This window comes from Radiobacillus kanasensis, assembly GCF_021049245.1.
Lineage (GTDB): Bacteria > Bacillota > Bacilli > Bacillales > Amphibacillaceae > Radiobacillus > Radiobacillus kanasensis.
In genome coordinates, this window is sequence record NZ_CP088020.1 from 3,678,760 (window position 1) to 3,701,057 (window position 22,298).

The window sequence follows — 22,298 nt, forward strand, 5'->3', positions numbered from 1 at the left end:
CCTATTGAATTGTCAGATAATCTAACAAACTCTTCCGTAAAAAAGGCTTAAGCATGTAAAGAACATTTACAACTGATTGATTCTATTACCAAGAATAGACACTTTTAAATTAAAATAATTATCTTTCTAAATACCCCCTCCATCGTCTATAATTAGATGACTAAACTACTAGAATAATGAGGGAACCAATAGATGAATCACCTAGATATGCAATACAACTTATGGATTGTCGCGTTATCCTTTTTCATCGCCGTTTTGGCATCTTTTTCCGCTTTGAATTTAGCTGGAAAAATCACACGTTCGGAAGGGAAAAGCCGTCTCGCCTGGCACATTACAGGCTCTTTTGTTATGGGGCTTGGTGTTTGGTCCATGCATTTCGTCGGGATGCTAGCCATGGAAATGCATATGCCTATTTCCTACGATCCTATGATTACAGCTTTGTCTGCACTCGCAAGTATCATTGCTTCGTTTATTGCATTTCATCTCACAGCCACATCAGGAGAAAAGATGTGGCGAACGGTGATCGGTGGATTAGCGATGGGTGTTGGGATTGTTATTATGCATTATAGTGGAATGGCCGCCATGCATAACGAAATCCAGATCTCTTATGACCCACTCCTTTTCACTGTTTCGGTCATTATTGCGTTAATTGCTTCCTTTGCGGCCCTTTATTTATTCCGACGTTTTCGCTTTGAACCCAGTATTAGTCGTTGGAAAATTATTTGTTCCTTAATCATGGGAGTTGCAATATGCGGCATGCACTATACCGGGATGGCTGCTTCCACCATGACATATACCGGAGCCCATATGGCGGTCAACACGGAAAACCAAATGTTTTTACTCTGGAGTGTATCGGTTGCTACTATTTTTATGCTTAGTGCTTCTTGGATGGCTATTTATGTTGATAGACGGTTACTCGAGAGGATGGCGTTTAATGACTCTTTAACAGAGCTACCAAACCGATATTGGTTAAATCAGTATTTTCAGGAGAAATTCACAGAGAAAGTAGAAGGAACCATCTTTTTCTTAGACTTAGATCGATTTAAATCGATTAATGATACCCTTGGACATGATGTCGGTGACTTGTTATTAAAAGAAATAGCACAACGGTTAAAAAATGCGGTCAGTTCCAATGAGCAGATTTTCCGTTTAGGTGGAGATGAATTCCTCATCGCTTCTACAAATAATTCAAAAACAGATACGATAGAGCTTGCAGAAACAATCCTTGAAGAAATAAAAAAACCTTGCTATATAGATGGAAACGTTTTGTACGTGACAGTTAGTATCGGAATCAGCTTCGCTCCACAACATAGCAAGGACCGCGTGGAGCTAATGAAAGCCGCTGACACGGCCATGTATCACTCTAAAGGACTCGGAAAGAATAAATTTTCCATCTATAACGAAACCATGGGTAGAGAGCAGCAACGTCGACTTGGACTGGAAAAGGATTTACGAAAAGCATTAGCACAAGATGAGTTTCGCATTGTGTACCAACCGAAGTGGGATTATGGTCAGAATAAAATGGTTGGGATGGAAGCATTACTTCGCTGGGAGCATCCTGCTTTAGGAACCGTTTCACCTGGTGAATTTATTCCAATTGCAGAAGAAACTGGTTTGATCGTGCCGATTACACATTGGTTGCTTAAGGATGTTTGTTCGCAAAATAAAAGCTGGCAACGAGAGTATGAATTATTTATCCCGATATCCGTCAACATGTCTGTCCGCGTTTTTGAAAGTCAATCCTTGTTTCACTCCGTTCTTGCGGCTTTGAATGAGACGCAATTGGAAGGTAAATATTTAGAACTTGAAATAACAGAATCGATTGCAATGAATGATGTAGAGAATACAGTACAGCAGCTCCATCAATTACAAGAGCTCGGTTTACAGGTTTCCTTAGATGACTTTGGTACCGGATATTCCTCTTTAGGTAGCTTAGACGAGATGCCTATTCATACGTTAAAAATTGATCAGTCTTTTGTACGTAATAGCAATCTTGCTACAAAGCGAGCCATTATAACGAATATCATTACTATTGCAAAAAACTTGAACATGCAGATCGTCGCAGAGGGAGTCGAAGAGCTAGAACAAATAGAATTCCTTCATTCAAATGGATGTTCTGTTATGCAAGGCTACTATTTTGGTAAACCAGTTCCACCGGTAGAAATTATGGAGCAATTCTTGAAACAAAGTAAAAAATGACCCTATCGATGGTTGATAGGGTCTTTTTAGGCTGTTTTCAAAAAGATTGTTGATTTTGACAATGGTTATAAATTGCTACGTAACGATTTTGGGATAATCAACAAATAAGGGGTATTCGGATTATCGTGTGGAAAACTTTCCAAGTGAAGATATCTTTAATGAACCCTTTGGCATTTTCTATATACACATTAGATGCTCCAACACTGGAACCATAAAATACAGCTATGCTTTTTATTATGACCGTCCCCCTAACGATTTCAACGATCATATTATACAAAGGTCTTGATGATTTGTTAAACTTTATGGTAATGAAATTTAAGGAGTGGTAATAAATGGGTGTAACTGAATTTCAAAAATGGGTAAATGATTATTATGAAAATAGAGGCTGGTCTGAATTAGACATTTTCATTCGTATTGGATTTTTAGCAGAAGAAACTGGGGAAGTAGCACGAGCCATAAGAGCTCTTGAGATTGGGAGGGATAGGCCAGACGAAGTAACAGATTCATTTATGAACAATAGAAAGGATTTGGTAGAAGAATTGGGAGATGTGTTAGGTAACGTTATTGTAATCGCCAATAAATATAATATTTCTTTAGAAGAAGTGTTTAATTCTCATAAAGAGAAACTCTCAAAGCGTTACTCTCATGAATAATATTATTTTTACCAGAAATAACAAAGGAAAGAAAAAATAATAAACAATATGCTTAATCTAAAAAACTTTAAGATTATTGATATAAGGGAGTGTGAGGACGACTATCGGTTCTTGGTAGAAGTGGCATCTCCTCCACCCTCCTATTGTCCAAAATGTGGTACTGTCGCAAACCTATACTCCGATTACAAACGCTTATACGGAATCCCTGAATCGTTTAATCAGGACAATGAACCATGTTGGTCGTGGTTATTCTTTTGAAGCCCTTCAAACAAAGATTTTGTTTACTCAAGGCTATCGTAAAGTTAAAAAGAAAAAGAAATTCAAAGAAGTTGAAGTTACTTTCGGAAAATGTTACCTGATTAATTCCCAAATTGGTCACAAACTGGTCATGAATGGGTGTATGAAGATATTTATGGTGCTGATTTTTCCACACTGATTAAAGCAATAGAAGAGGGTACTTTTTAACCCTCTTTCCGCACTATTTCCCGATTACCCCAAATAAGTTAAGTTTTTACTAAGTGCCACGCTCCGGCAGCGTATATCAACATCGTACTCATATCGAACATTACTAAGTTAATGTTTCTTTTAGTAACGAGTTACGTCTCGATTTATATAAACTGCGAGGAATTAATAAAATTTTTATGACTTCACTCTTGAAATCTTCCCATGACAACCGTGTTATAGTACTTGCCGTCCGAAAGCATCCGATCCTTTTTCAGAACGCCTTCTACTTCAAATCCAAGACGCTTGTACAAGGATAATGCATGTTCATTCGTTTCCAGAACGTTTAATGTTACTTTTTCAATGCCGTTATCGTCTGCCCAGTTTAAAGATTCTTTTAACAGGTTTTTGCCTACGCCATGCCCCCAAAACTCCCTTAAAACACCTACACCAAATTCTACCTTATGAGAAAAACGTATTAAGTCTGTACCTTCACATCTTGAGAATCCAACGATACGACCTTGAGCCTCCGCAACTAGAAATAGATGTTTTGGATGTTCGGTATCTGCTTCAATAATCTTCTCGAAAGCTGGGCCATCGATGAATGCTTCTCCACGTTCTCTGTCCATATTTTCAGTCTCTCCATCGATCTGTAGCCTTACCACGGACAATTTCTCCGCATCACTTGGCACCGCCGAACGAATCGTATAAGAGAGCCCGTTCACTTCTAATTCTTGTTTGTTTAGAAACATGTATTTCCGCACTCCTTCCTCGTTCTATGAGAAAAAGAAGATGACCTTTGTACCTCTACAAAAATCATCTCCATTGTTATTAATATTGTATTTTATGAAGCTTCGCAAAAATCCCATTTTGATTCACAAGCTCTTCATGAGTTCCTTCTTCTTCGATCCCTTTATCTGTTACTACCATAATACGATCGGCATTTCGAATCGTCGCTAATCGGTGGGCAATTACTAACGTCGTTCGATCCTTAGCTAATTCCTGCAATGCTTGTTGTATAATTTGCTCCGTTTCCGTATCTAATGCAGATGTTGCTTCGTCTAGAATTAGTATTGGCGGATTCTTTAGGAACATCCTTGCGATAGCAATTCGTTGTTTTTGACCCCCTGATAGCTTTAAACCACGTTCTCCTACTGAAGTTTCATATCCTAATGGTAATGACTCAATGAATGCCCCGAGGTGAGCTCGTTTTGCTGCTTCTTCAATTTGCTCATCCGTGGCATCTAGTAATCCGTAGGCAATGTTTTCTTTTAGTGTACCTGTAAATAGGAAAACATCCTGCTGCACAATACCAATTTGAGATCGTAGCGATTCCTTCGTCACATCTCGAATGTCTAGACCATCGATGGTTATCGACCCTTCATCTACGTCATAGAACCTTGGGATCAACGAACAAATCGTTGTTTTACCGGCTCCAGATGGCCCAACGAATGCCACTGTTTCTCCTGCGTTAATAGATAGATTGATGCCTTTTAATACAGGCTTGTCTTTTTCATAACCAAATCGGACATCACGGAAGCCTATGTTCCCTTCCAACTTGTCAATCTGTTTTGCTCCTTTGCGGTTCTCCACTTCAGGCTCTACATCTAATAATTGGGTAAAGCGTTTGAAGCCTGCCATCCCTTTCGGATAAAGCTCCATCAGCGCACTAATTTTATCAATTGGTTTGAACAGAACATTCACATAGAGAACAAAACCTACCAATTCTCCGTAAGTCAGATTTCCATGAAAGCTTAGCCACGCGCCATACACTAATACAACTAAAGTAATCAACCTCGTTAGCATATAAATGCCCGAGGAACTGAATGACATCACTTTATAGGAGCTTAGTTTAGCGAATTTAAAATTATCATTGTCTTTGTTAAAACGAGAAATTTCATGTTGTTCGTTCGTGAAAGATTGTACGACTCTTACACCAGATACACTATCTTCTACCCTGGCGTTTACATCCGCAATTTCCTTATACATGTTTTTCCACGCAACGTTCATTCGAAGATTACTAAAGACAATGAGCCAGACGAGGAACGGTACAATAAACAAGGTCACTAATGCTAGCTGCACATTGACCGTAAGCATAATCCAAAATGCACCGACAAACGTCATAATGGCAATAAAAAAGTCCTCCGGTCCATGGTGAGCGAGCTCTCCAATATCGAAGAGATCATTCGTAATTCGGCTCATAATATGACCCGTTTTTGTATTATCAAAAAATCGAAACGATTGCTTTTGAACATGCTGGAACAATTGACGTCGCATGTCAGTTTCAATGTTGATACCAAGCTTATGTCCCCAGTAATTCACTATGTATTGTAGGAACGTACTTATAACATAAAGAGATAGGAGTCCAATACTTACTGCTGTTATCGCACTCCAATCATTTCCAGGTAACAGTTCATCCACAAACCACTGTACTGCTAGTGGAAAAGCAAGTTCTAAAACAGCTACAATAATAGCACACGTAAAGTCTATGAGAAATAAGGTTCGGTGAGGTTTGTAATAAGAAAAAAATCGTCTAATCACTTGGTGCACTCCTTCATCTAATCTATACGGATTATATGCCTAAACGAAGGATATAGCAAGGTAATCTGCCTATTCCATTTCTTTTATTTTATCCTAAAAATAGTTCTTTTGACCTACTCAAATTCCTACAAGCAAAGTCGGAATTTGACAAACGATCAGGGATATATACCTATTGCAATATCATTCGCTAGTCCTATATATCAGTTTTTTTCAAATAAAAAGGAATCTTCCCATTTTTTAGAGAATTTATTTCCCTGTAATAAAAAATAGGGGGGAGTTCATTTGAAGAAGAACAAAATTGCAGCAACCGCAATGGCCGCTGTATTAGGTCTGGGCTCATTATCAGTTGGATTGTTAACTCCAGCCCAACAAGTGAGTGCACACGAAGCATTAAAGGAAGTATCAACAAAAGCGTATTCCGGATCTCAGGTTGATTTAGGAATCGCCAATGATGAGAAGCTCATCGAAATGTTGAAAGAAGAAGGGAAGCTAGCAGAGGATGCAAGCCCTACTGAAGCGCAAGCTGCTTTAGATGAATACTTAAAGGCAAAGGCAAAAGCACCTAGTAGCAAGAAGGATAAGCTTCCTGAAGCAAAAGAATTAGATGATGCTCCTGAAAAGGAAAAAACAAAGGAAAAAGAAAAACTAAAACATGGTAAGTACAAGCGAATCTATGATTGGTTAAGAGTCGATCCAGTTGAAGAGGAAACATACAACGGGGAAGTACGTAAGGATAAAGTTCTCGTACTTGCTATTGACTTCCCGGACTACGCAAAAGGCTCCATCACAGAAGAGGAAACAGACATGTTCTATGAGGATTATCCTCTCGAGCATTTCCAAAACATGATCTTTGGGGAAAATGGATATGAAGGTCCCAATGGGGAAAATCTCATTTCCATGAAGCAATATTATGATCAACAGTCAGGTGGTAGTTACACCGTTGAAGGTACAGTTGCTGGCTGGTACACAGCAGATCATCCAGCTGCTTACTACGGTGGAAACGATCCTGCTCCAGACGGAAATGATATAAGACCTCGCGAATTAGTATATGAGGCACTTACAAAAGCAGGACAAGACCCGAACGTAGACCTAAGTGAATATGACGTATGGGATCGCGATGATTATGATGGTGATGGCGTTTATAATGAACCAGATGGTATCATCGACCACCTCATGGTTATTCACGCAGGTGTTGGGGAAGAAGCTGGTGGTGGATCACTAGCTGGAGATGCCATTTGGTCTCACCGTTGGAACCTAGGTGGACTTGTAGCAGTCCCTGGTGGAACTTCTAATAGTGATCGTTTTAATGGACAACTTGCTGCCTATGATTACACCATTGAACCAGAAGATGGAGCTGCTGGGGTATTTGCTCACGAGTATGGTCATGATTTAGGACTTCCTGATGAGTATGATACAAACTATACAGGAGCTGGAGAACCGGTTGCTTACTGGTCTATCATGTCAAGTGGTAGCTGGGCAGGAGATGTTCCAGGAACAGAGCCAACTGGATTTAGTCCTTACGCGAAAGAATATTTACAAAATGCTCATGGTGGTAACTGGTTATCTGGAGAAACGATAAACATAGACGATATTTCAAAATACGGTACTTCATTCTTATTAGACGAAGGTGCTACGAAAGGTACGAATAATGACGCCGTTCGAATTAACCTTCCTGACAAAGAAAACAGTGTAAACACGCCAACAAGTGGACAATATGAGTACTTCAGTGGAAGTGGTAATGACCTTGATAACTCCATGACCACAACGGTTGACCTTACAAACGTAAGTGAAGCTAGCCTAAGCTTCCAAGCGTGGTACGATATTGAAACAGATTGGGACTATGCTTCCGTAAAAGTTAATGGTGAAACAATTGAAGGAAATATTACAACAGCTGAGAACCCGAATGACCAAAACCCTGGGTTCGGTATCACCGGAAAATCTGATGGTTGGGTCGAAGCAAGCTTTGACTTATCTGCATATGCTGGACAAACAGTAGAACTAGAGCTTAACTACTGGACAGATCCTTATGTGGCACTTCCTGGATTCTATGTAGATGATATTACAGTAACAGCTGATGGAGCTACCGTTCTTTCAGACGATGCAGAAAGTGAATCTGCCTTTACTCTAGATGGATTTGCTAAGGATGAAGGTAAATTCTTCTCTGAACATTATTACTTACTAGAGTGGAGATCACACAACGGTGTAGATGCTGGTTTAGCACACATTCGTCGTGGAGCAAGCTTAATGAACTATAGTCCTGGGTTACTCGTATGGTATGTGGACAATTCCTACGATAATAACTGGACTGGGGTACACCCAGGTGAAGGCTTCCTAGGAGTTGTAGATGCTGACCAAAGAGCTAATTACTGGAGCGACGGTACAGTGGCAGACACTCGCTATCAGTTAAATGATGCAGCTTTCAGCTTAGACAAGTCTGAAAAAATGTTCTTAGATTATCGAGATATTAACGGTACAACGTTGAAAGACAACCATACGAGACGCATTCCATTATTCTATGACCGTCTTGATTACAGCAACCGACAATTAGTGGATGCTGGAAGAAACGTTCCAGAATACGGATTAAAATTCGTTGTAACAGGCGAAAGCAAGGATGGTTCAGTTGGAAGAGTAAGAATCATAAAGTAAGATTAAGGTAGAGACAGCTACGGATTCATTCTCCGTAGCTGTTTTTTTGTTTTTTCAAGAGTTATTTGCTCGTATTTTACTCCCTATCTTTGGTATATTAACATTACAGGAGGGACGCACTATGAGTATGACAATTACACAACCAGCTGCCCAATGGTATATAAGAGAAATGGATTTAGAAGAAGGCGACTACGTCCGTTTTTATGTGCGTTATGGGGGAAATGGCGGCATATACTCTGGTTTTTCATTAGCCATATCCAATGACTCACCTAACGATGTATCCATGCAAACGGAAGAACTCGGTATTACTTTCTATGTCGAAAAATCCGATGCATGGTATTTTAAGGAACATGACTTCCACATCAAATACTCACGAAAATATGACGAAATTGAATATCAGATGGACCCAATTTCCTAATAGCAAAGAAGCTTGGATCAGTTAATCCAAGCTTCTTTTTTAGTATCTCAATGGGAAGCTCATTGCTTCTTCCTAACACAGAGTGACTTGCCCCACATGTTAATCTGGTAATACATCCTGCTCTTTAAAGCTCTTCTGCTGTAAGATTTTCTCCAATTGCTTAGCAGGCAGTGGTTCACTATACAAGTATCCTTGCATTACTGTGCAGTTCAACTTTTTTAAATAGCTAGCCTGTATATCCGTTTCCACACCTTCAGCAATTAATCCAAATTGGAGCTCATTCGCAATAGTTGAAATGGAGTGAATAATTCCTTCCATTCGCTTATCTATCCCTATTCCTTCTACGAACTCCTTGGCAATTTTTACGCGATCAATAGGTAAACGAATTAAGTGCGAAAGAGACGAATATCCTGTACCAAAATCATCTAAAGATATCCGAACTCCAAGTTCCTTTAATTGATCAAGCGTTTCAATTGAGTGCTCAGCATTAACGGCGAGTGCCTCTGTCACTTCAATATCTAACCGATCTGGTGGTAGCTTGTGCACTTCTAACATATTTGTGACTAGTTCTACAATTCGATCTGATTCCAATAGCTTAGGAGAAATATTTATCCCCATCGTAATCGGGTCGAGTCCTTTATTTTGCCACTCCACCGCCTGTGCAATGGCTTGGTCGATTACCCATCTCGTAATTTTTTGAATGATTCCGGATTTATCAGCTAGCGGAATAAATACAGTCGGCGGAATATCCCCGAATACTGGATGATTCCATCTTATTAAGGCTTCTACACCGATAATTTTGCCTGTACTTACATCGATTTGTGGTTGATAATGCAATTCCAATTCATGGCGTTCAAGCGCTTGGTGAAGATCTCTTTCGAGTGTCATCACCTTCGACCACTCCTCATCCATGGTAGGATTGTATTTACTAAAGTTATTTTTACCGTTATTTTTCACGCGGTACATGGCCATATCGGCGTTTTTTAACAGCTCTCGAGGTGTAGCTGCATCGGTTGGATATAAGGCGATGCCGATACTTGGCGTGGCAGATACTTCATTCCCTTGGATGGTATAGGGCTTACGCAATCGGTCGAGCAATTGCTTTGCAAAAACAACTACTTCATCTTCCTTCACATTACGCGCTAATAAAATAAACTCATCCCCGCCCTGTCTTGCTACGATGTCTTGAGCTGATAAGGAAAGTCTCATTCTTTTGGCACTTTCGATAAGGAGCTCGTCCCCGATTTCATGACCGAGCGTATCATTAATGACTTTTAAGTGGTCTAAATCAATGAAAAAGACCGCAAAGTGTTCATTCGTATCCTTAGCTTCTTCCATAGCAACGGTTAGTTTCTCATCAAATAAGCTCCGATTCGGTAATCCTGTCAAGGAGTCATGGTAGGCCATAAACTTAATCTTTTCTTCATTGATCCGATTATCCGTAATGTCCTTCGCAACCCCGTACAGTCCAACAACTTTTTCTTGAACGACCATCGGAATCATCGTAATGCTAAGCAAAATTGATGTTCCGCTACGAGTCTGGATATATGTATCAAAATATTGAGGTACACCATTGATCGCTTTTATTAAATAGGATTGTACTTTCTTTTCGCTCTCTTCATCTAGTAAGGTTAAGAAACTTTCTCCAATTAACTCTTCGTAAAGGTAACCAGTAAGCTGCACAACCATATCATTAATAGATTGATATTTCCCTTGTAAATCTAATGAAAATACGGCGTCTGGATGATATTGAAAAATTGTCTTATAACGCTGTGTACTAACCGCAAGCTGTTTCGTCCGCCTATCAAATTTTTTTAAGAGTTGATTGTTTTCGATCATAATCGCTACTTGCCTTATCACAATTAAGATGAGTGTAAGGCCCGCACCAAGTGTTATCGCATTAATACTTGGTTGCTCTACTAGTAAAAATATAAAGATACCAACCGCACACGCATATGGGGCAATCATTCGAAACAAGCTCAACTGCTTATAATCCAATGCTTTCACCCTCTTTGCGGAGGACTGTTCCAGCGTAAGGCTTGTAACACCAGCATAACCGACTAATAGCATCGATAAGGTAAACATTGGGTCAATCAAATTACCAGAGTGATAGTTTCCAATTGCTTGGAGATACAAATAAATAGAGTCGGCATATATTTGCACGACTAAACCTAAGGCTATATAAAGAATCCCACTCTTGGTCCATGGATTTTTCTGTCCGAAGAAAATGATCATAACCATTAATAGTAAAGCCAAATCGCCAACTGGATAGGCTAAAGAAACCGCTACAAATAATGGAGAAACATCCGGAGTAATCAGAATAGGTTTTATAATAAAATACCAGCTTAACGAAACGGCAACAATCATAATAATGGTGATATCAAAAATGTATTTAATCGCCTTCATCCGCCGGATTTCCGAAAGTAACCGGTTGGAAAAAGCAATTAAAAAGAACACAATCTGCAGGATATAAAATAAATCAGGGAGACCAGGGTATGGAACTTCAACTTTCAAATGATTTTCATAATAATTCCATGTCAGTTCAGCTAAGAAATAACATCCAATCCCTAAGGCAAGAATCGACCAAAATCGACGATTCTTTTTCATTCGGATAACAGAGTAAAGAAGGAGGATCACACCGACCAGAGGACCGACCATAGAAAATAGGTTCCCAACAATCAGACCAATCTCATCCTGTTTCCAATTTATTATCACCACGTAATAACTTGCTATATAAAGAGCTATAAAGGCTAATAGATAGAGTCTTCCCTTTTTAACAAACATCCCATCACCTCTTCCCTACAAAAACAAATTCTATATTCGTTAAAAAAGCATGCTACATCGTCCGAGTTAGCATGCTCATCCTCCAGGATTACTGCAGCCCGGCCATCATTGCGTGTAGCTTTAGACCCGAAACTTTGCGTCACCATCTTTCGATGAATTTGCCCATAAAAAGTATTAGTTCTTTTTGACTATATTTTACCATATTGTAGAATCCTTGTAATTGCTTTTTTAAGTAGGAAATGACAGACTCCATCCCCATGCATTTTAAATGGTCACTCACACTTTCTGGGCGAATACATAGTATAGAAGCGTGAGAGGTGGTGACATGATGGAAGAACGAAATCAAACAGCAGTTCAAGTGGAACGAGAGGAATGGAAAAAAAGAAACCGGAGAGCCAATCTAAAACAGTTACTTACCATTTCTTCTCCTATATTTGTATTAATTCTATGGGAAATACTTTCACGCACAGCGTTAATCGATCCGCGCTTTTTCCCCGCACCTAGTCTTATCATTATGACAATGTTTGACATGGGAGCAAGCGGTGAGCTATTTACCCATATCTCCATAAGTTTGCAACGCATTCTTTTTGGATTTCTACTCGGGGTGATTCCCGCCATTGGGTTGGGACTAATCATGGGGATGTATTCACCTTTTCGTCATTTCTTTTCTCCGTTAGTAATGGCGTTTATGCCAATACCAACTTTAGCGATGCTACCTATTATTCTCATTATTTTTGGTATTGGGGAATTTTCTAAAATGGTGACGATTGCGATTAGTGTGTTTTTCCCAGTTGTTATCAATACAACCGCAGGTGTCACGAACATCGATAAAATCTATATCGATGTCGCCAACAACTACGGTGCAAGTGCAAAGGATTTCTTTTTTAAAATTGCCTTGCCAGGATCACTGCCCGTCATGCTAGAAGGTATCCAGATGGGGCAAGCGATTGCCTTGTTAACCATTGTTGCAGCGGAAATGATTGGGGCAAACTCCGGTATTGGATATGTCATTTGGATGAATTACAAAGCATTCCTGCTTCCTGAAATGTATGTAGGCCTAGTCCTAATTTCTTTCTTCGGTTATTTATTCTCCCTCTTCTTACGAGGGCTTCAGAAGAAGTTAATACCTTGGAAGTAAACACCAATAAGTATGGGAAGGGAGTGTGTCTTACAAGTGAGTGATATCAAAATCAACTTACAAAACCTAACGAAGGTTTTTTATAAAAAAAATGAAAGTGTTACAGCAATTAAGGATGCATCTCTTGAAATAAAGGATGGCGAATTTGTGTGTATTATCGGTCCAAGTGGGTGTGGAAAAACAACCCTTCTCCGTATTCTTGCTGGATTAGAGAAGCCAAGTACTGGTGAAATTGAGGTTGACCACACGGATAAAAATAAACCTCTTCAATCCATGGTCTTCCAAGAAAAAGGGATTATCCCCTGGATGACCGTAGAAGATAACGTTGCATTCGGTTTAAGAATGAGACATTTACCTAAAAAAGAAATCAAAGAACAAACGGATTACTTTCTGAAAAAGGTTGGCTTAGAAAAGTTTGCAAAGCTTTATCCGAAAGAGCTTTCCGGTGGGATGAAGCAAAGAGTAAGTATCGCACGTGCCTTTGCCAACGATCCAGAAATTTTACTTATGGATGAACCATTTGCTGCCTTAGATGAGCAAAATAAATTCATCCTTCAAGAAGAACTTTTGAACATTTGGCAAGAAACGAAGAAGACCGTTCTTTTCATCACGCACAGCATTGATGAAGCGATGTTGTTAAGTGATCGCATCCTGTTAATGAGTGCACAACCGGGACAGATTGTGAAGGAGAAAAAAATTGACCTTCCACGTCCTAGGAAGATTGAAGACATTCGAGCTAATCCTGAGTTAGCAGAAGGATTCGTTGAGATTTGGCAGCATTTACAGACAGAAGTACAAGGGTCACGTAGCTCGTAAAAATATTATATAGAAAGGTAGGTTCATCATGGAAAAACATGTATGGAAATGGATGTTTGTCTCGTTTCTCAGCATAGTGCTTGTTCTTTCTGCTTGTAGTAGCCCTTCTAGTGATTCCGGGTCCAGTAAAGAAGGCGAGGATAAACCAGTTGCCACAACCAGTGACAAACCACTTGCACCGTTAAAAGAACCCGCAACGGTGGTCGTCGCAGAGGACGGTTCTGCTTCAGGAGCTGGTTTCTACATTGCGAAAGAAAAAGGGTACTTTGAAGAGTACGGCGTAAAGGTTAAGTTTGTCTCCTTTGGAAATAGTGATGAAATGCTCCCAGCAGTCGCAGCAGGCGAAGTGGATGTAGCAGGAGGAATCTCTTCCGCTTCCTTCTTCAACTCCATTGCACAGGGTATCGATATTCGAATGATCGCGGATAAAGGGCACAACATCAAGGGAGATTCCTATTTCTCCTTCGTTATCCGCAAAGATTTACAGGATGAAATCAAAAGCTACGAGGATTTTAAAGGAAAAAAAGTAGCGGTTTCTACGAAAAATGCAGTAGATGATTACATCTATCAAAAAATGCTAGAGCATGCTGGCCTTACAAGAGACGACGTTGAGTTCGTATTAATGTCTGACTTCGGGAACATGATGTCTAGTATGGGAACTAAAACCGTAGATGCTGCATTACAAATTGAGCCTCTCATTACAAAAGGTACAGATGAGAATATCCATGTCCGCTTTGGCGATGCTACCGATTTTGCTCCAAAAGCACAAATCGCGATGGTACTTGGCTCTCCAAAATTCATGGATGAACGTCGAGAAGTGGCAAAACGATTCATGGCGGCCTATTTAAGAGGGGTTCGCGATTATAACGATGCGTTTGTGAAAGATAAAGGTAACAAGCAAGAAATCATTGAGATTATGACAAAGCACACAGCAGTTAAGGATCCAAAGGTATGGGAAAATGTTGCTGTGACAGGACTCAATCCAAACGGTGAAATGTTTGTAGATAACATTAAAGAGCAATACGAATTCTACAAGGAAAATGGCGCAATTAAAGGCGATTTGGACATTGATAAAGTAGTAGACCTATCCCTCGTAAAAGAAGTCGTCGACATCATAGGAAAGTACGAGTAAAATCGGGTGCTAGGCACCACCCGAATTTTGTCAAAAAAGATCGAATAAAAGAGGACTTACCAATTTCGGTAAGTCCTCCTTAGATTATGATGCTGTTTCTTCTTCTCTCGGTAAATCTTTATTTCTTATATTACGTTTTCTCATCCACACGGCCGCTGCAGCAACAATACCTAGCAATCCAGCTACTACACTAGCAAATAGCGGTTTGTTCTCATAAAGTTTCGTGAAAATACTTGGTTCAACAAGCTCAAATGGAATAGTGGTTGTGATTTCATTACCAGCTTTATCTTCAGCGACGATTTCTACTTCATAGGCCTTCACTTCAGATAATCTTGTTTTCATCACTTGGTATCCGTCTTCTTCCACGACTTCCCCTTCGAATAGTTCGCCATTAATGCTCACTTGTTTGAATGTATCTTCTTGATTATTCAAGCGAATCTCTAAATCAATTGGCTCATTGTATGTTTTATTTTTTTCTACACCTTCCACTACTACTTCAGGCTCTGTTTTATCAATGATAAACTCGATACTCAACTGTCTGATATTGCCTGCTTTATCCTTCACTTCGAAATACAGGACATGCTTTCCTTCCGTTTCGATAGGATCCCCTAATTCATAAGGCTCGCCATTCAACGTCATGGATATGATATCGTAGGCGCTTATGTCATCAATGAGAAGTTGTGGAATGATTGTTTCATTGATGTATTGTCCGGAGAGCACTTCCCCAAATTTTATTACGGGTGCAGACTTGTCAATGGAGAAAACAATCGTTCTAGCACTAACATTATTGGCCAAATCTGTAATAACCGCTTTTAACTCATAGTATTGTTCCTTCTCCAACTCCATTCCATTTCGGAACGGTTCTCCATTTAGTGTAACGGATGTTTTGCTTTCATCTAAATGGATATCAGAATACGTGACTCTTGGGCTTAGATTCTCGTTAAAGAACCCTTCTAATATCCCACTAATATTCAATTCAGGCTTTGTTGTATCTAATGTAAAACTAATATTTAAATTGGTTTGGTTTCCGGCTTTATCTTCCGCTACTACTTTGTAGTTGTACACCATTTCCCTTGATGCTATTGGAATGCTTCCTGCGATATTGCTTCCGTTATTGAGAATGACCGAAACCAGGCGATCTTCCGAATTATCAAGTGAAAACTTTGGTGTAAACACTTTGTTGATATATTGTCCATCCTTGATGACTGTTCCATTCATGTTCGGTGTAATAACCGGCTTCGTTTTGTCGACTTTGAAGGAAACACGTTGTAAGTAACGATTTCCAGCTTTATCGATTGCTTCTACCTCAATTTCATAGTCGCCTTCTTGGCTAAATGTATGGCTTAAGGTAGCAATAGAATCCGCATACTTGTTTCGATCGACAGAGAATCCTCCAACCTGATAACGTGCTCCATTACGAGTAACTCTAATTATATTTGATTCGAAATTTACATCTTTGATAGTTGCTTGAACAGACTTACTCTCGTTATAATACTCGCCATCTTCAACTCCTGTAATATCGATGGATGGTCGCTTTGTATCGATCGTGAAGGTTTTTTGCTTAGAAGTACTCTTATTTCCTGCTTTGTCTATTGCGCTAATGGAAATCGAGTATTCACCATCTTGATTAAATACATAGCTCTCATTCGACAGGACTCCATCATTGGTCCATCCAGTACCAAACTGTTCTGTAATATCTTGTCCATTTCTAGTTACCTGGAATTGGACACTGTTTTCCTCGTAATTTGTTTCTTCCACAGATACAGCAACTTTTCTGCTGGATGGCAGGTAGTCATTGTCGTCCACATTGTCGATGGATAGAACTGGTGCTGTTTTGTCGACCGTAAAAGTAACTTCTTCGGAATCCCTTCTATCCGCTTTATCTATAGACGTAACTTGAATGCGGTAGGTACCCTCTAGCTTAAATGTATGGCTAAGCTTGGCAATTGAATTGCTATATAGATTTTTGTCTACAGACAAATCACCAACATCGTAGTTTTTTCCGTTACGGCTCACTTTAACTATATTTGTTTTAAAGTTTACATCCTTAATCTCTATGTCAATCGGTACATTTTCATTGTAATGAGCTTGGCCATTAACACCTGAGATATCAATACTTGGATTCACCTTATCAATGGTGAAATTCTTTGTTTCAATGCTTTCATTTCCAGCCTCATCTTCTGCTTCCAGTACAATGGAGTAAGATCCATCTCCGTCGAATGTGTAGGTTAGTTCAGATCGCTTACTAGCATTTCTCCACTTACTGCCTAAATCACCTTCTACTTGTTTCGTGATATCTGTTCCATTTTTCGTGACTTTAAATGTAACATCATTATTTTTAAAGTTCGTCTCCGTGATAGATACTTCCATTTCACCGCTTGACGACAAGTAGTCACCATTGTCATCCTTGCTATCAATATTTATTTCCAACCCTGGTGCGGTCCCATCAATCGTAAACGTACGCTGCTTCGTCACTGCTACATTACCAGCTTTGTCCTGTGAACGTAACGTAACAATGTACGTTTTTTCATCTGCAAAAGTATATGAAAACGTTGCTTTTCCATCTTTTATCTTGAAGTCTTCTTCAACTGAATAAGGCACTTTCTCCCCTGTTTCTTGATTCAGTGTTTCTACTTTCAGATCAATATCACTTTGATCAATATTCAAATCTTCTGCAGAAAAAATTACTGTTTCACTTTCTTTAAAAAATTCTTTATCAGTAACCCCAGTTATATTTAATACAGGCTCTGTCTTATCAATAGTAAAGTTTACTACTTTCTTTTGTTCACGATCTGTATTATCTACAACATTAATCTCTATCACATAGTCTCCAACTTCAGAAAACGTATGGTCTAGTGTGGCAACGGTATTACCGAACCAAGGGAGCCATGGATGCTTCACATCAAGTTCACCGACATCGTAGGTATCGCCATCTTTTGTAACATTTACTGAGATTTGTTCTTCGTCCATATTAAGATCTTCGATTCTAATCCGTACATCTTTATCTTCATTATAATGCTGTTGATCCTCAACCCCATGAACATCGATGCTCGGTGCATTTCGGTCAATGGAAAATTTCCTTGTAACAGTTTCTGACGCATTTCCTGCAGCATCCATGGACTGGATACTTATTTCATAAAAACCATCTTTGTCGAATTCATAGGTAAAACTTGCGTTAGGGGAAGAATTTTTCCAATTATCTTGGGCATGTTTTTCTACCTCATCTGTGATGTCCTCGTTATTTCTCTTGACTCTGAAATCCACATTATTGTGATCAAAGTTTACTTCATCAACAGATATCGTTACCTCTTTGTCCTCTGAATAAATAGCCTCATTGGTAACACCATCAATACCAACATCTGGTGCTTGTTTATCCACCGTAAAAGTAACTACTTTTTCTTCTGTGTTAGATAGTATATCTTTGGAGCTTAAAGTAATTCGATATCTACCTTCTGTTTGGAATAAGTGGCGAATCTCTGCTTCTCCATCGGTAAATTCTAGCTCTTTACCAATGTTTACTGTCTTCCAATTATCGGTACCGATTGATTCTAATACTTCTACCTTTAGGTTCGTATTTTCTTCATCGATATGCTTGTCATTTACATTGATTATAGCCTCCACGTCGGTCTTATAATGCTTACCGTCTTCTACACCAGTTATCGATAGTTCAGGTGGAGTCCCATCAATCGTGAAGGAAACGGAATCGGTCACTTGGTTACCTGCGGGATCTTTTGCGGTAACACGAATTTCGTAACGTCCGTCTTCCTGAATATCAGCAATTGCCTTATAGGTGTCGTTCCATAATTTGTTCCAATTTTCGAAGTAGCCACTTTGCGGCTCTTCATCCTTTAGAACCTCAATTTGAATGTCATCTTTATTGAAATACTCTTCCTTCACCTCTACTGTGACTTGTTTACTTTTATAAAAACCATCCACTATAGGTTCTCCATTTTCATCCGTGATGGTCAACTCTGGTTTTACCTTGTCTATAGTAAAACGAACCTCTTCATCAAGAATCTCATGCTTATAATTGTTCTCTTTATCCGTGACAGTTACTTCAAAGCGATATTCACCTGATTCTGTAAACGTCTCTCGGAAAGTTGCTGTGTTTCCATCTATCAAGAAATCACCATAAGGTGTCGCTTGTCCATCTTTATATACTTTTAATTCTGCACTCCCTATTGGAATAGCATTGGTTACAGTTAGATCAAGAACTGTATCTTTGTTAAAATAACTGTTTCCTTCAACTGGGGTACCATTATGTTTCACCTCTAAACTGGGTTCTCCGTTATGGAGGGAGAATTTCACACTTTCTTCGGCACTACTATTCCCAAGCTTATCCTTCGCATTTGCGGTTACAGCATAGTCTCCATCAGTCACAGGGAAAGTTTTATAGTACTTACCATCACCCGAGGACTCCCACTCGTTGTCAGAATTAATACCCGTAATAGTAACTCCATCTGGATTAAAGTGCTCATCCACTACCTCTACAACAAAATCAAGTTTTTTATCGTGATAAAGCTCTCCATCTTCAACTCCGTATAGATTCACAACTGGTGCTGTAACATCCTTGGATACACTGAATGTTATAGGACCCTCGACGGTTGGAATAGCGTTCCAACCATTTCCACCTTTTAATTTCAGTTTGACTTCTACTGTCCCGTCATCATCTGGGATTTCAGTAACATCTAGTCGGTATTTTCCTTCAAACTCACCTGTACCTGTTATCCTATCAGGGGTAGCTACTAAACTAGCTCCATTACTATAGGTCGCCGCTACCTCAAAAGGAACTTCTGCTTCACTACCATCCTCCGGCTTCTCATAATACGCAGACAAATCAACGGTGAAAGATACCGATTGGTCCTTAGTCAGCCATTCCTCATCAAAATCACTCTCTTGACGCAAGTCCCACGTACTTCCACCCACTCCCGCATATGTAATCTTCATCTCTAAATCACTTTGAGAAGATACACTGCTGCTAAACAAAAGTGCTGAAGTAAGTAGTATAATTGCTAAAACTGGGATGGATAAGAATTTTTTCATCCTGCTTTTCAATAGATTCTCCTCCTCCTTAAATTTTTTCTTTAGAATGAACAATTACTATATCCTCTTCGATTTGGAAAAAGGTTCCTTGCTCATGTTCTTCTTCTGTTAATAGTGTTGTTTCATCTTCTCCCCACAAGACAGATGTCTCTTCACCAAGAACCGTTGTTTCGTTAAATGATCCTTCTGATAATAGTGCTGTTGGTTCTACATGACTATCCAGCAGTTCTGTTTCGTCTATATGAGAAGTGCTTGCTACTTCTGCTTCCACTTTTTTCTTCTTCAGTTTTATTTCACTCGTTGTTCGCTTCTCTCTCTGACCAGTCGTCTCTGTTTTGCCATACTTCCTTCTAGCTTTCTGTTTCTTCCTTGGCATTCGAATACCAGAGATATCCGTAAATGCCTCCCAAATTCCTAGTTTAATAAATAAAATGATTGATATAGGAAGGGTGATTAATATTCCGACCAAACCACCATAAAAAAACCATTGATAATCCATTTGTCCACCCCTCCTAAATGATATTGAGATTTACTAATCGTTGTGTGAACTTTTTAAACGCTTCATCATTTTTCGAATCTTTCATGGCATCCACTTTCTCGTAAATCGTGATTGCCTCATCATAATTACGTTGATTTTCATTTTTGACCTGTTCAATATCTAAGAGTAGATTTCCCAGTTTCACATAAGCATCTATGTAGTCTGGAAATTCCTCAATCGTTTGCTGGAACTGTTCCTTGGCCTGGGCGACTTCTCCCATTTCTTGATAGATAACTCCAATGGTGACTTCTAGTTCTTTCTTGTCGTCCACATTATTAGAAATTAAGCTACGGTAATGCTCTACCGCTTGGCTAAAATCATCTCTAGCTGTAACCTCATCTTTGGAATTCACACCACGACTATAATAAGATTGAGCTAGTTTTCGCTCAAAACTAAGCTCGTACTTCACGTAAAGAGTTTCATCATCAAGGATGGTGAGCACTTCATCAGCTTTTTGAACTAATTCAATAGCTTTCGTATTCGCTTCTTGAATCTGACTTTTGTACGAGATATAAATATTAGCAAGTGTATTGTAGTTTTCTATCTTCTTACTGTTATTGGGAAGTTTATCGGTATAACTCTCAAAATCTATTAATTCATCCGCAAATTTTTCATAATCGATATTTAAGCTACTTAACGTCGTAGCAAGAGAGATATAATATTTCACATCTGGAATCTCTTCCTCGTTAACAGCTCTAAAATAGGTGAGCGCTGAAGAATAATCCTTTTTCACATCAAAATACGTCATTCCGACTTTATAAAGGACTTCATCATTTTTTTGAATGTTGCCGTACTCGTCCTTAATGTAGGCTTCTACCTTCGAGAGCCCAATGTCCGTTTCTTCTCTATTGATGTACAAATCTAACAGATTAATATAGGCGTCTGACCGCTGTTTATCTAGTTCTATTGCTTTCTCTAGTTGCTCAATGGATTTTGAAAAATCTCCTTCAATCCAGGCAACGCTAGAATCATTGATGATGTTCATGTAATCCTGAAACTGTTCTTTCTGAATCCCTTGATACCCAAATGCGGCAGATGTTGAGGATAATAAAAATAAAACAAACGGTATAGCGAACAAGGATATTTTTTTTACTTGTTTTTTCTTATAACCTTTCGTTAATCGATCAATGTTGATTAAATCGAAAGAGAGCTCTTCACAAGATTGATAACGATTCGCAGGTTCTAGCTGGGTACATTTATGAATAATATGTTCCAAGCCCTCAGGCAAAGATGGATCCCAATAACGAATCGGTTTTATTTCAAAAGGAGGATCTGCAAGGCTCTTTCCGGTGATTAAGGTGTAGAGGGTTACTCCTAAGCTGTAGATATCAGTCCTAGCGTCCGTCTGTTGCCCCGAAATTTGTTCGGGCGCAGCGTATGCTTTGGTTCCTAAGTTGGTTGTATCGGTGTTGCTCTCTGTTTTAAACTCTCTTGCGATACCAAAATCTATTAGTTTAATTTTCCCATCAGGGGTAAGCATGACATTGTCTGGTTTCATATCCCGATAAATAATCGGGTGTGGTTTTCTCGTATGTAAGTATGCCAACACATCACTAAGCTGTTTCGCCCAATTAATGACTTGCTTCGCGGGAATTGTTTCCTCTTTCGCAAGTTTTTCTTTTAAAGACTCGCCCTCAATGTAATCCATCACAACGTAAATATCGCCTTCGGATTCGATAATGTCATAGATTTTAGGCAGAGCTCCATGGTCTAGCTTTTTCAGCATATTTGCTTCCACTACTAGACTGTTAATGAGCAACTCGTTGTTACTGTTCCCTCGTTTGCGAATATCCTTTACGACCAACGATTTGTTTAATCGGTTATCCATAGCTAAATAGACGACACTCATACCGCCACGGCCGATCTCTTTCAAGATTTCATATCGTTCATCAATTACCGTTCCTATATTTAACATAGAAAACCACCTAACATTCCTTTCTTATCTAACG

At 39.2% G+C, this 22,298-nt stretch carries 13 protein-coding genes and 1 riboswitch; of the genes, 7 read left to right on the forward strand and 6 right to left on the reverse strand.

What is annotated here, in order from left to right; all coding sequences use genetic code 11:
- The first annotated feature begins 192 nt into the window (after positions 1-192).
- Both KO561_RS18735 and KO561_RS18740 read left to right on the forward strand, forming a co-directional pair.
- On the forward strand, positions 193-2,199 hold the full coding sequence (locus KO561_RS18735) for a bifunctional diguanylate cyclase/phosphodiesterase (RefSeq protein ID WP_231094832.1): 2,007 nt from the start codon (positions 193-195) through the stop codon (positions 2,197-2,199).
- A gap of 332 nt (positions 2,200-2,531) precedes the next feature.
- The gene (locus KO561_RS18740) at positions 2,532-2,852 is read left to right on the forward strand and encodes a MazG-like family protein (protein ID WP_231094833.1); all 321 of its coding nucleotides are present in this window, start codon (positions 2,532-2,534) and stop codon (positions 2,850-2,852) included.
- Positions 2,853-3,499: 647 nt separating this feature from the next.
- On the opposite strand, the gene KO561_RS18750 is transcribed toward KO561_RS18740, so the two are convergent.
- A complete protein-coding gene (locus KO561_RS18750; RefSeq protein ID WP_231094834.1) occupies positions 3,500-4,045 on the reverse strand; it encodes a GNAT family N-acetyltransferase in 546 nt (181 codons plus the stop codon).
- Positions 4,046-4,124: 79 nt separating this feature from the next.
- A complete protein-coding gene (locus KO561_RS18755) occupies positions 4,125-5,834 on the reverse strand; it encodes an ABC transporter ATP-binding protein (protein WP_231094835.1) in 1,710 nt (569 codons plus the stop codon).
- Between the two features lie 282 nt (positions 5,835-6,116).
- Between KO561_RS18755 and KO561_RS18760 the strand changes: the two genes are divergently transcribed.
- Together KO561_RS18760 and KO561_RS18765 are read left to right on the forward strand one after the other, a co-directional pair.
- Entirely contained in the window at positions 6,117-8,480 is a 2,364-nt protein-coding gene (locus tag KO561_RS18760) for an immune inhibitor A domain-containing protein (protein WP_408004829.1), read from the forward strand.
- Between the two features lie 121 nt (positions 8,481-8,601).
- On the forward strand, positions 8,602-8,898 hold the full coding sequence (locus KO561_RS18765; protein ID WP_231094836.1) for a HesB/YadR/YfhF family protein: 297 nt from the start codon (positions 8,602-8,604) through the stop codon (positions 8,896-8,898).
- Between the two features lie 99 nt (positions 8,899-8,997).
- Here KO561_RS18765 and KO561_RS18770 read toward each other — a convergent pair whose 3' ends face one another.
- A complete protein-coding gene (locus tag KO561_RS18770) occupies positions 8,998-11,682 on the reverse strand; it encodes an EAL domain-containing protein (protein ID WP_231094837.1) in 2,685 nt (894 codons plus the stop codon).
- Between the two features lie 89 nt (positions 11,683-11,771).
- A riboswitch (cyclic di-GMP riboswitch) is annotated at positions 11,772-11,855 on the reverse strand.
- A 155-nt stretch (positions 11,856-12,010) separates the two neighbouring features.
- Here KO561_RS18770 and KO561_RS18775 point away from each other — a divergent pair.
- The 3 genes from KO561_RS18775 to KO561_RS18785 are packed head-to-tail and all read left to right on the forward strand — an operon-like array spanning position 12,011 to position 14,768.
- Positions 12,011-12,820, forward strand: a complete 810-nt coding sequence (locus KO561_RS18775) for an ABC transporter permease (protein WP_231097267.1) — start codon at positions 12,011-12,013, stop codon at positions 12,818-12,820.
- A 12-nt stretch (positions 12,821-12,832) separates the two neighbouring features.
- A complete protein-coding gene (locus KO561_RS18780) occupies positions 12,833-13,636 on the forward strand; it encodes an ABC transporter ATP-binding protein (RefSeq protein ID WP_231094838.1) in 804 nt (267 codons plus the stop codon).
- A 28-nt stretch (positions 13,637-13,664) separates the two neighbouring features.
- Positions 13,665-14,768: an ABC transporter substrate-binding protein gene (locus KO561_RS18785; RefSeq protein WP_231094839.1), complete on the forward strand. Its 1,104-nt coding sequence runs from the start codon at positions 13,665-13,667 to the stop codon at positions 14,766-14,768.
- A gap of 84 nt (positions 14,769-14,852) precedes the next feature.
- Here the strand turns inward: KO561_RS18785 and KO561_RS18790 are convergent, their stop codons facing one another.
- The 3 genes from KO561_RS18790 to KO561_RS18800 are packed head-to-tail and all read right to left on the reverse strand — an operon-like array spanning position 14,853 to position 22,264.
- Entirely contained in the window at positions 14,853-19,823 is a 4,971-nt protein-coding gene (locus KO561_RS18790; protein WP_231094840.1) for an Ig-like domain-containing protein, read from the reverse strand.
- Positions 19,824-19,839: 16 nt separating this feature from the next.
- Positions 19,840-20,310 (reverse strand): hypothetical protein, encoded by a 471-nt coding sequence (locus KO561_RS18795; protein ID WP_231094841.1) that lies wholly within the window; start codon positions 20,308-20,310, stop codon positions 19,840-19,842.
- Between the two features lie 13 nt (positions 20,311-20,323).
- Positions 20,324-22,264 (reverse strand): serine/threonine-protein kinase, encoded by a 1,941-nt coding sequence (locus KO561_RS18800; protein WP_231094842.1) that lies wholly within the window; start codon positions 22,262-22,264, stop codon positions 20,324-20,326.
- Positions 22,265-22,298: the final 34 nt, after the last annotated feature.